Annotated in this window: 12 protein-coding genes; 1 reads left to right on the forward strand and 11 read right to left on the reverse strand. The window is 69.9% G+C overall.

Annotated features, from left to right (window positions below; translation table 11 throughout):
* Positions 1–120: 120 nt before the first annotated feature.
* From QSG27_RS24305 to QSG27_RS24355, 11 genes are read right to left on the reverse strand one after another with little or no spacing between them, the layout of a single operon-like run.
* Positions 121–786 carry a class I SAM-dependent methyltransferase gene (locus tag QSG27_RS24305; protein WP_306710696.1) on the reverse strand — a complete coding sequence of 222 codons (666 nt, stop codon included), beginning with the start codon at positions 784–786 and terminating at the stop codon, positions 121–123.
* Positions 787–794: 8 nt separating this feature from the next.
* Positions 795–1286 carry an LIC12192 family sporadic carbohydrate cluster protein gene (locus QSG27_RS24310; protein ID WP_306710698.1) on the reverse strand — a complete coding sequence of 164 codons (492 nt, stop codon included), beginning with the start codon at positions 1284–1286 and terminating at the stop codon, positions 795–797.
* Entirely contained in the window at positions 1279–2106 is an 828-nt protein-coding gene (locus tag QSG27_RS24315) for a sporadic carbohydrate cluster 2OG-Fe(II) oxygenase (protein WP_306710700.1), read from the reverse strand. The genes QSG27_RS24310 and QSG27_RS24315 overlap by 8 nt, the downstream gene beginning before the upstream one ends.
* A 14-nt stretch (positions 2107–2120) precedes the next feature.
* Positions 2121–3056 (reverse strand): transketolase family protein, encoded by a 936-nt coding sequence (locus tag QSG27_RS24320; RefSeq protein ID WP_306710702.1) that lies wholly within the window; start codon positions 3054–3056, stop codon positions 2121–2123.
* A 3-nt stretch (positions 3057–3059) separates the two neighbouring features.
* Positions 3060–3842 (reverse strand): transketolase, encoded by a 783-nt coding sequence (locus QSG27_RS24325; RefSeq protein WP_326522691.1) that lies wholly within the window; start codon positions 3840–3842, stop codon positions 3060–3062.
* 36 nt (positions 3843–3878) lie between these two features.
* Entirely contained in the window at positions 3879–5000 is a 1122-nt protein-coding gene (locus QSG27_RS24330; RefSeq protein WP_306710706.1) for an aminoglycoside phosphotransferase family protein, read from the reverse strand.
* On the reverse strand, positions 4969–5604 hold the full coding sequence (locus QSG27_RS24335; protein WP_306710708.1) for a hypothetical protein: 636 nt from the start codon (positions 5602–5604) through the stop codon (positions 4969–4971). The genes QSG27_RS24330 and QSG27_RS24335 overlap by 32 nt, the downstream gene beginning before the upstream one ends.
* Positions 5601–6617, reverse strand: coding sequence for an NAD-dependent epimerase/dehydratase family protein (locus tag QSG27_RS24340; protein WP_306710710.1), 1017 nt, complete (start codon positions 6615–6617; stop codon positions 5601–5603). The genes QSG27_RS24335 and QSG27_RS24340 overlap by 4 nt, the downstream gene beginning before the upstream one ends.
* Complete coding sequence (locus QSG27_RS24345; protein WP_306710712.1) at positions 6614–7237, reverse strand: SIS domain-containing protein; 624 nt, start codon at positions 7235–7237, stop codon at positions 6614–6616. Before QSG27_RS24345 ends, QSG27_RS24340 begins: the two co-directional genes overlap by 4 nt.
* Before the next feature lie 41 nt (positions 7238–7278).
* Entirely contained in the window at positions 7279–8868 is a 1590-nt protein-coding gene (locus QSG27_RS24350) for a PfkB family carbohydrate kinase (RefSeq protein WP_306710714.1), read from the reverse strand.
* A 52-nt stretch (positions 8869–8920) separates the two neighbouring features.
* Entirely contained in the window at positions 8921–9922 is a 1002-nt protein-coding gene (locus tag QSG27_RS24355; RefSeq protein ID WP_306710716.1) for an SDR family oxidoreductase, read from the reverse strand.
* A 146-nt stretch (positions 9923–10068) separates the two neighbouring features.
* On the opposite strand from QSG27_RS24355, the gene QSG27_RS24360 reads away from it, so the two are divergent.
* Positions 10069–11305: FkbM family methyltransferase (locus tag QSG27_RS24360; protein ID WP_306710718.1), on the forward strand; the 1237-nt coding region annotated here is incomplete at its 3' end.

Genomic DNA, 11305 nt, shown 5'->3' on the forward strand with positions numbered 1-11305 from the left:
CGGCCCGGCCCGGCGGCGTCCGCCCGACGGGTGGTGGCCAGCACCGGCACGCCGGCCCGCGCCAGGTGGCGGGCGGTGGCGGCGCCGACCATGGAATCGCCGCCGACAATGAGGACGGTGTCACTCAAAGTAGATGAACCCGTAATCGCCGGTGTAGCCGGCCTGCGCCGCCAGCCAGGCCCAGCTTTCCGGCGCGTGGAAGGACAGGCAGGTCAGTTGCCAGTACAGCAGGTTGACCTTCTCCCGCTCGTTCCGGAAGCTTTCCACCATGAAGTATTTGCGGGGGCCACGGCCAACCCGCTCCATCTCCGACAGGGCGCGGGAGACGCCCTCGACGGGCAGGTTGTGGAAGGTGCCGAGCGACAGGACCACGTCGAAGCTGGCGTCCGGGAAGGGAAGGGCGCGGGCATCGCCCACCACCAGGCGGGGCCGCACCTCTTCCTTGGCGTTGGCGATGCCGTAGACGGACAGGTCGAGCCCGACGACCTCCAGCCCCGGAACCACCTGGGTGAGTTCGTGCAGCAGGAACGCCTTGCCGCAACCGACGTCGAGCAGGCGTTCGCCCGGCTTCAGCCCGTAATGGGCGGCGATGCGCTCCGCCACCGGGCGCCAGCGGCCGTCATAGCGGTAGCCGCCGTAGCCGTAGCGCCGGTCGCCGTCCCAGTAGTCGGCGCCGAAACGGCGGGCCACCGCGGCGCATTCGGCCTTGTCGTGCTCCACCACCCGTTCGACGTAATTGCGCCGGGTGGAGGCGTTCAGGGACTGGATGAAGTCGATCTGGGCCATGGGGCGGCTCACCCTTGCGGATCGTCGGCTGGATTTGAAGGAGCGGAATTGGGAAGGAGCGGGCGGCGCAGGACGGGGCCGGGGTCCGGCGTCCGGTCCATAACCTCCTGGATGCGCCGGATGTCCTCCAGCCGGCCGATGTCGTCGGGACCGGCAAGCAGCAGCCCCTCCACCGCCGTGTGCAGCGCCGCCCCCTGGTCGAGCACGCGGCGGAACACGTCGAGCCGACGCTCCCGCCGTTGCGGCAGCATGAACAGGGAATAGACGATCATCCCCTCCAGCGACGGCAGTTCGTCCAGCACCTGCTCCAGCATCATGTAGCAGTGGGGCATGGCGTGTTCGGTGGCCGACAGCTTGAAGAGCAGCCCATTGCGCAACGCGTAGTCGCGGATCACCAGGTTCTGCACATGCTGGGGCGTGCGGTTGCCCTGCACCGGCCGCGAGGCGATGTAGCCGCGATAGCCCCGGCGCGGGGCCTGTTCCGGGAAAGGCTCACTCATCGAAGCCCTCCGGCAGGCGGTGGTCCAGGCCGATCCGGCTGGCGGCGCGCAGGGTGATCGGCTCGAAGAACTCGCCCAGCCGCTTGTCGGCGTAGGGGGTGAACACGCCCTTGAAGCGGCAGTTGAGGCTCCAGCGGGCGTCCGCCTCGCGGTTCACCCGGTTGCCGTGGGCGAGGTTCTGGTTGAACAGCAGCAGATGGCCGTAGGGCACCTCCATCCAGCGCAGATCCGGTTCGAAGGCGGCGAACAGCGCGTCCATGCCGCGCCCCGACCAGCGGTGCATGCTCTCCTGAAGCCGCGCGTTGGGCTCGGGCGGCAGCAGGAACATGCTCTTGGTCGCGAAGCAATCGACCAGCGGGGTCCACAGCACCAGCTCGAATGGGCTGTCGCCGGACCAGGAGTCGGCGTGCATCGGCAGGAGCGAGCTGCTGTCCTCGGGAAGCTGGATCGACAGGTTGACCCGCCGCTGCATGCACAGCTCGTTGCCGACCAACGCCTCCACCGTGCGGCGTCCGGCGCGGAACAGGGCGGCGCGCAGCCAGGGGGTGGCGTTCAGGCCGGCGATCACCGCCAGCCGGAAGTCGTTCAGCCGCTCGACCGGCACCCGGTCCCCGATCCGGTTGAGGAAACGGTCCGAATCGTCAGGTTGCGGGCAGCCGAGCCAGCCGCAGGCCACCTCCACCGCCCGGTCGCGGATGGCGTCGAGCGCCCGGCGGTCCTCCGCCGGCACGATGACGAAGCCGTCGCGCAGGAACCGCTCCTCCAGCGCCCGGTCCTCGGGCGTCAGGAAATCGAACGGTGGGGCGCCGGCCTGCGTCATCCACGGATCCTCCCTCATCGCACGGCCGGGGAAAGCGCCCCGGCCACCGCGGCGGCGATGCCGTCCACCGACAGACCGGCCTTTGTCAGCAGATGGTCCTGGCTGCCGTAGCCTTCCGGAAAGGCGTCGGGCAGAGCCAGCCGCAGCAGACGGGGCCGCCCGCCGTCCCTGTGGTCGAGCAAGGCCTCGCCCACGGCGCTGCCCAAGCCGCCGACGCGGCTGTGCTCCTCCACCGTCACCAGCAGCCGCGCCCCGTCCGCCGCGGCCAGCACGGCCTCAGTGTCGAGCGGCTTGACGGTGTGGACGTGCAGCACGCCGGCCTCGATCCCCTGCGCGGCCAGCCGCTCGGCCGCCGCCAGGGCGCGGCCGGTCATGATGCCGGTGCCGATCAGGACGACCTCGCCGCCGGGGCGCATGGGAATCGCCTTGCCGATGGCGAAGCCCGCCTCGGCCCGGCTGACCACCGGGTCCCCGCCCTTGGCGAGCCGGATGTAGAGCGGCCCCGGCCAGTCGAGGGAGGCCTGCATCAGCCGCTCCATCTCCGCCGCGTCGGCCGGCGCCACGATGGCCATGTTGGGCAGGGCGCGCAGAAGCGCCATGTCCTCAAAGGCGAGATGCGTGGGGCCGAGCGGCGCGTAGACCAGCCCGCCGCCGCTGGCGATCAGGCGCGCCGGCAGGTTTTCCATGCACAGGTCGATGGCGATCTGGTCCAGGCAGCGCCGCGTCAGGAAGGTGGCGATGGTGTTGATGTAGGGGACGAACCCCTCCATCGCCAAACCGGCGGCCATGCCGATGACGTGCTGCTCGGCCACGCCCTCCATGAAGAAGCGCTCGGGCATGTCCCGCTTCATGCCGGCCAGCACGTTGGGGCCGAGATCGGAGCCGATGAAGACGACGCGCGGGTCCCGGCGGGCCAGCGTCTCGACCATGTTGATGGCGACTTGTCTCATGCGTCAGGCCCTTTCCAGCGCGTCGCGCATGCGGGCCACGTCGGCGGCTTCGACGCGGGCCTTGTGGTGCCAGGAGGCGTTGTGTTCGGCGAAGTCGAACCCCTTGCCCTTGACCGTGTGGCAGATCAGGACGGAGGGGCGGCCCTGCTCGAAGGGCAGGCCGGAGAGGACCGCCTTCAGGGCGTCCACATCGTGCCCGTCCACCTCGCGCACCGCCCAGCCGAAGGCCCGCCACTTGTCGGCCAGCGGCTCCAGGTCCACGACCTCGGCCACCCGGCCGTAGGATTGCAGCTTGTTGTAGTCGACCAGGACGGTCAGATGGTCAAGCCGGTGCTTGGCCGCGTGCATCGCCCCTTCCCAGACCGACCCCTCGTCCAGCTCGCCGTCGCCGGTGGCGACGAAGACGCGGGCGGGCGACGCCTTCATGCGCAGGCCAAGCGCCAGCCCGATGCCGATGGACAGCCCATGGCCCAGCGAACCGGTGGATGCCTCCACCCCCGGAATGTGGGCGCGCTCGGGATGACCGCCCAGCATCGCCTCCGGCCGGCACTGGCGCAGCAGTTCCTCCTTCGGGAAGAAGCCCTTGTCGGCCAGCACCGCGTACCAGGTCAGGCAGCCGTGCCCCTTGGACAGGATGAAGCGGTCGCGGTCTGGCCAGCCGGGCTCGTCGGGTCGGACCCGCAGGATGTCGTCGTAGAGCACGCGCAGGATTTCGACGAGCGACAGGGAGGAGCCGATGTGGCCCCGCCCGCCGCCTTCCAAGGCGTCGATGACGAGCCGCCTCAAATGTTTGGATCGCGTGTCCATGGGACTTGCCGCACCTCAGAAAGGAAGGGAGGGGGGTGGAAGAACGGGAAACAGGGCGGGCTCCGGCCCCGCGTCGGCGATCCGCCGGGCGGCGGCCGTCCAGGCCTCCGCCTTGGCGAGCTGGGTCCGCTTGGCGGCGTCCCAGCCGGCGCGCGCCGCTTCCGCGGACGGGGCCGCGAACAGCCGGCGCGTCCAGCGGTCGGGCAGGAACTCGTTGAGCATGATCAGCGCCCAGCGCAGCCCGAACAGCGCGACCTGCGCCCGCAGCCGGACGCCGTAGGACGGATCCGGGGCGAACAGCGCCGCCGTGCCGGACAGCCAGGCCCGGCGCTCGTCCAGGCTGAGGCTCTGGCCGGGGTGCCAGAGCAGGTCGGCGGTCAGCTTCACCGGGTCGTCCCAGCCGAAATACTCGAAATCCACGAAGACCAGACGCCCGTCCGGACGGCGCAGCGCGTTGTGGAAGCCGAAGTCCGACGGCGACAGGGTGCGCGCGGCGGGCGGCACCGGGCGGCCGGGGGCAAGCCCGGCGCCGTCGTACAGCGCCCACAGGCGTGCGCGCGCGGCGGCCAGGGCCGGCGCCAGCCCCGTCCCGATGAAGGCGCGCAGTTCCGCCTCGCCTTCCAGCGTCATCAGGCGGTCGCGCCGCTCGTCGATCTGGCCCAGCAGATCCGCCGCCGACAGGCAGGCTTCGGTGGCTTCCGGCAAGGTTTGGGCGGCCGGCAGGGTGGCGGCGTCGCGCAGGCGCCCGACGAAGGCGAGTGCCTGCGCAAGATCGTCCGGGCGCCGCCCGGCGGGGTCGCGCGATGCCGGTTCCCCGTCGATCCAGTCGTAGAGCGCCGCGTGCGCCGCGGGATCGGCGGCCACGGCGCCTGGCACGCCCGCAACCCCGGCTTCGGCCAGAAAGCGCAGCCCGCCGAACTCCCGCCGGAGCCGGGCGGCGTCGCCGGCGGTCCGTTCGCCGTACCATTTCAGGGCCAGCGGCCCGTCCGACCCATCCAGCCGGTACAGGCGGTTGTTGCCGCCGCCCGCGACCCGGCGCAGGGCCGAGGCCGGCACGGCACGGCCAAGCAGCCGTTCCACCGGGCCGAGCAACGCGGCCACCTCTTCAGGAGATGCTGCGGGCACCGAACAGGTCATCGCCGATCTCCACCCAACCGGGGCAGGCCGTGAACGGGCCGGCGGGCAGCGGGGCGCTGCCCGGAGCGAACAGGTAACGCCGGACATGGGAAGGGAAATCCGGTTCGAGGAACACCTCGTCCAGGTCGTCGATGAAATGAGTGCAGCCGATGGCCCGGATGCGGCGGATCTTTTCGGCACGGGTGGACTCGAAATGCACGTTCGCCGGGTCGATGCCGTCCGGGCCGATCAAACCATGGTCGGCGAGCCACGCCCAGGCCGCCTCGCGCAGGTTGACGCCGCCGGGGTCGGCCGCCGCGAATGCCGTCTTGTGGCTGACCACGCCGACGCGCGCACCGGCCCGACGGCAGCGGTCGAGAAAGCCGCACAGGCCGGGAGAGGGGGCGGCGTCCCGGATGCCGGGGCCGTAGACGCGGGCCTGCAGCCGCGTCCATTCGGCCTCCCCGCCGGGCCGGGCGCGCACGGTCGCGCGCACCTGCGCCTTGTTGCCGGCGAACCCGTCCGGCAGCAGCCCCATGGCCCGCCCGACCGCGGCGAACACCGCGTCGTAGAGGACGATGGTGTTGTCGAAGTCGATGCCGATGTGGAAACCGGCCGGCGTCACTTGAGCCCGATCTCCTGCATACGGCGGATGTTGAAGTAGAGGGGGTCGGTCAGCGAGTTGGGCACCAGCCCGCCGTCGAAGGCGCGTTTCAGGTCGCGCACCGCGTCGGCGATGCTGTGGGTCGGCGCGAAGCCCAGTTCCCGCCGCAGCTTTCCCGAGGAGATGTGGTAGGAGCGCAGGTCGTCGGTCGGCGTGACCTCGATGGTCGTGCCGCCGCCCACGACGTCGCGCACCATCTCGGCGATCTGCATGATGGTGTGGTTCTCGTAGCCGGCGTTGTAGGTCTTGCCGTCGATGAGGGCCGCGTCCCATTCCAGCGTCTTCAGGTACAGCGCCACCATGTCCTCGATGTGGATGTTGGGGCGTTTCTGGCTGCCGCCGAAGACCTTGATGACGCCGTGGTTGACCGCGTGGTTGGTCAGGATGTTCACCGACAGGTCGAGCCGCAGGCGCGGGCCGTAGCCGCACACGGTCGCCGGCCGCAGGGTCAGGGTGGTGAAGCCGGGCGTGCGCTCCTCGGCCAGCACCTCCTCGCACAGGGCCTTGTATTTGGAATAGTCGGTCAGCGGCTGGAGCGGCAGATCCTCGGTGACGTTGTCCTCGTCCTTGATGCCGTAGACCGAGGAGGAGGAGGCGTAGACGAAGCGCCGGACGCCCGCTTCCTTCGCCGCCCGCACCAGCGGCCGGAAACAGTCGTAGTTGATGGAGCGCCCGAGGTCCGGGTCCAGGTCGAAGGACGGGTCGTTGGAGATGCAGGCGAGGTGGATAACCGCGTCGCACCCCGCGACCGCCGTGCGCACCGTGGCGGCGTCGCGCAGGTCGCCTTTGATCTCCGTCAGCTTCGGGTTCGGCCGCAGCGGCGCGAACACGTCCCCGTAGATGCAGAGGTCGAGCACGGCGACCTCGTAGCCGGCCTTGAGCAGCTCCGGGACGAGCCGGCTGCCGACGTAGCCCGCGCCCCCGGTGACGAGGACACGCCGGAACGCCGGGCCGGAAGCGGAAGGGGTGCTCATCGGGACGTCTCCAGGATGGTCGTGGTCTCTTCGGGGACGGCGCGCTCCATGGCCATGTCGAGCATGGCGTGGCAGAGGGCCAAGTGGGTGATCTCGACGTAGCCGTAGCGCCCGTTGGCGACGTACAGGTTCAGGTCGCCCATGGTCCGCAAGGGGTTGTCGGGCTGGAACCCGGACAGCGTCAGGACGAAGCAGCCGCGCGTCCGCGCGACGTCCACCGCGTTCAGGATGCTGGGGGAGCGGCCGGAGCTGCTGATGGCGACCAGCACGTCGCCGGCGCGGGCGTGCATCGTGAGCTGCCCGGCGAAGACGTTCTCGTAGCCGAGGTCGTTGCCGAGGCAGGTCAGCGCCGCCCCGTCGTTGAGCGCAAGAGCGCGCATGCCGCCGTTCTTGGAATAGTCGATCGCCATGTGGCTGGCGATCGCGGCGCTGCCGCCGTTCCCGATGAAGAACAGCGTGTTGGACCGCGCGTGCGCCTGCCGGGCTTCGGCGATGAAGCGGGTGATCGCGGCCTCCTGGGGCAGGGGCAGGCCGGCACCGTCGGTGACTTCGACCCCGCGGCCCAGGGCGTCGATGGTGGCGAAGTAGGCGGCGAAACCGCCGCTGGAACCGTCACTCATGGGTTGGCGCTCATGGGAAGGGGCCTGTTGTTTTAGATTGGTTATTTCAGGATGGCCGTGAGGAGCTTGATCAGCGGGACCTTTTCCACCGACCGGCGGTGGCCGACGATGCCGACCTTGATGGCGCCGGCCGCGTTGCCGATGAAGCCGACCTGATCCATCGGGACCCCGGCGGCGACCAGCGGGGCCGTGACGGCGAAGAAGGCGTCCCCCGCGCCCACGGTGTCGACCACCATGTTGGTGAAGGCGGGAATGCGGTGGGTGCCCGCAGCGCCGTCGTGGCAGACGCAGCCCAGCTTGCCCTGCGTGATGACGAGCCGGTTGCAGTCGACCCGCGCCGGCAGCTTCTCGGCGGCCAGCAGCGCGATGTCGGTGAACTTGTCGGCAAGCGCGAGCCGCGCCTCGGGCGCGTCGATGCAGACATAGTCGGCCCGGGAATAACGGGTGACCAAGTTGTAGCCCTGGTTGGCGCTGTTGGTCTGGGTGTTGACGGCCAGGAAACGGGCGGTCTTCTGCAGCGTCTCGATGATGGCCGGCGTGATCATCCCGTGGCCGAAGTCGGTCACCACCACGAGGTCGCCGTCCGCCGCGCGGGTGGCGATCAGGTCCTGAACCGCCTTCTCCTCGCCCTCGGACAGCGGGCTGTCGTCCATCTCGTAGACTTCGAACAGCTTGCGCATGTAGCCGGTTTCGACGAAGCGGGTCTTGCAGGTGGTCGGCTTGCCCGGACGCCGCACGACCTTGATCGAGACGTTGGGCTTCAGGCTGCCGGCGATCAGCGAGTCGTAGGTCTCCTCCTCGCCGAGGCAGGTCAGGATCTCCACCTCGCGGCAGAAGGCGGCGATGTGGTTGGCCGCGGCGATCACGCCGCCGGCGAAGATCTCCTGGTTGCGGAACAGCGTGGCGATCATGTTCTCCTTGGGCGACTTGCCCATCGGCAGAACGTAGCGGTACTCGTCGATGATCGTGTCGCCGACCAGCACCACCTTGTAGTCGCGCACCGATTCCAGGCGCTCGATCAGCTGCGGCAGCAGGTTGCTCTCGCGCGCCGTTTCCAGGAAGGCGTGCAGCTCGGTGTCGTAGACGCCCAGATACTTGTTGATGAGGCTGGAGGAGCTGAAGGTGATGTCGTCGGTGAAGACGATGCGGCCGCCGTGCGCCTCGACCGCCGTGCGCTCGTCGACGATGCCGCCGGTCACGTCCTCGTCGGCGTTGGCGTAATCCGGCCCCTTGACGTAGACGTCGGGCCGGATCGCGTGCAGCACGTCGACCGCGGTGGGCGCGTGGTTGACCGCGACCGCGTCCACATGCTCCAGCGCCGCCACCATCTGCGCCCGAAGCTGCTCGGAAAACACCGGACGGCCCGGCCCCTTGTTGACGTAGGCGTCGGCGGTCACGGTGACGATCAGGACATCGCCGTGGCTGCGCGCCTCTTCCAGATGGCGGACGTGGCCGAGGTGAAGAAGGTCGAACACCCCGTGCGCCAAGGCGACGCGCCGCCCCTCGCGGCGCGCCTGTTCGGCGACGGCCGCGGCCTCGTCCAGCGTGCGCACCTTCTGGCGCGAGGGGGCGAGGGGGCCTTCCTTGCCGCCGATCCGCTGCCGATCCGTGGGCCGTTCCGTGGACACCATGCTGCTCCCCGCTACTCCCGGCCCATCTGTCCGTTGGCCGGTTAATTCCTGATTAATTCTTGATGAACCGGAACCAGTCCTCGGTCGCTTCGGCGATGCTGTCCGCCGTCCAGACGGGGGCGTCGCGCCACAGGTCGATGTGCCGCAGAAGCTGCGCCACGCCGTCCTCGATGCTCACCTTCGGCGCCCAGCCGAGTTCGGCGGTGATCTTGGCGATGTCGGCGAAGGTGCAGTCCGGCTCGCCCGGACGCTTGGGGATGTGGACGACCTGCTCCGCCCCCAGCAGTTCCACCAGTCGGTTGACGCTGACCGTGCCGCCGCTGCCGACGTTGTAGATCTCCCCCGTCCGTCCGCGCTCGGCGGCGGCCAGATAGGCCGAAACCACGTCGCTCACATAGGTGAAGTCGCGCGTCTGCGTGCCGTCGCCCACCACCGTCAGGGGCTTGCCCGCCTGCTTCTGGGCAAGGAACACGCCGAACACCGCGCCGTAGCTGCCGCTTGTCCGCGCCCGCGGGCCGTAGACGTTGAACATGCGCAGCGAGACGACCGGCAGCCCGTAGAGCTGCGCCCAATGCAGGAGGAGCTGTTCCCCCAGGTTCTTGGTCAGGGCGTAGGGATAGCGCGGGTCGATGCGGGCGGTTTCCGGGGTCGGGTAGACGTCCGGCACACCGTAGCAGGAGGACGAGGCGGCGTAGAGCACCCGCTCCACCCCGGCCAGCCGGCACGCCTCGGCCACCGCGAAGCAGCCGTTGACGTTGGCGTCGTAATAGACCGCCGGGTTCTGCACCGAGGGCACGATGTCGGCCATCGCCGCCAGATGGAAGACGCGCCCCGCGCCGGCGATCGTCTCGCGCATCAGGGCACGGTCGGCCACGTCGCCCTGCACGAAGCGGAAGGCCGGATTGTCCCGATGCTGGGCAAGGTTGTCCAGACGCCCGACCGCCAGATTATCGACGCCGATCACCCGCCGGCCGCTCGCCAGCAAGGCATCCACCAGGTGGCTGCCAATGAAGCCGGCCGCGCCGGTTACTACGTCGACATCGCGGATCGTCATGCGGTATCCATCGCTCGTTTCGGTTTTGCCCGGCCATCCTGGCGCCGTTGATTTCCGTTTAATCTTCCCGGCAGGCTTTTGCTACACTCTTTAGCCATTTCCGGAGCATTGGTTCCAACCGTCGGCAAGGAGCACGGGCAGCCCCCATGGAACGTTCTGACATTCCGAAGGCTCCGGCGGGCGATCCCCGTCCGGACCTGTTCCATGTGCACGCGATCGGCAGCCGGGGATTCGGCGCATCGTTCGAGACGAGCCGGGCCTTTGCCGACGGCGTGATGTTCCACAACTACGAACCCGACGCCGACGCCAACGCCCAGACCGACGCCTTCTTCGCCGAGAACGGCTTCCTGGGGCGGACCCACCCCGTCGCCGTTCTGGACCGCGACGGCACGGCGGAGCTGGCCGTCAACTACGATCCCTACACCTCTTCGGTCCTCCCGCCCAACCCCGCCTACCGGGACTTCTACTTCCCCTACCCACCGCCGGCTGGGGATTACGTCTTCGGCGCCGCCGCGGCGCCGGCCCGCCGGCTGGAGGTGCCCACCCTGCGGCTCGACCGGCTGTCCGCCGACACCGGCCTTCCGGTGGACTGGATCGCCATGGACACGCAAGGGACGGAGTTCGAGATCCTGGTCGGCGCCGAGCGCTGCTGCGCCACCACGCTCGTGGGCTTCTCCTCGGAAGTCGAGTTCCACCCCCTCTACGAGGGGCAGAAGCTGTTCGGCGACATCGCCGCTCTGGCGGCGCGCCATGGCTTCCACCTGATGCGGCTGACCCCCCATCCGGCGGGTTCCTTCCGCCGGGCACCGCTCGGCTGGCGGGGCGAAGGTTTCCTGGCCGCCGCCGACGCGGTGTTCCTGAGATCCGTCGCGGCCGTGCGGGACGGCCATCCCGATCCGGGCCTCGGCCTGCGCAAGCTGGCCTTCGCGTCGCTGTGTCACGGCAACGTGGAGCATGCGCTCGACGCCCTGGAGGAAGCCGCGCGGTTCCCGGCGATGCCGGCGGACGCGCCGCCCTGGTGCCTCTTCCTTGATCGGCTTCTGGACCTCCACCGGGCGGAGGACGCCCTGTTCCCGGTGTCCTTCACCGACGTCTATTCCCTGGAGGATTCGCTGGCACGCTTCGCGCCTGGCTGCCGCGACCAGAACGAGGATCCGGCCCGGACCGCCCGGCGGTTCTTTGCCCACACCGACCGCGCCCGCTTCGATGCGGCGTTGCCCGCCCTGCTGTCCGCCCGCCCGACGCCGTTCGAGCGGCTGCTGGCCGAGCATGGACTGGACGGGGTGGCGGAGACCGTGCGGCGCAACCGCCGGACGGCGTCCTTCGCCTGCGCGCGGGCGCTCGGCTGGTTCGCCAAGCCGGGCGAGCCCCTGGCCGGAGCGG

Source organism: Azospirillum isscasi (genome assembly GCF_030849505.1).
Taxonomy (GTDB): domain Bacteria; phylum Pseudomonadota; class Alphaproteobacteria; order Azospirillales; family Azospirillaceae; genus Azospirillum; species Azospirillum isscasi.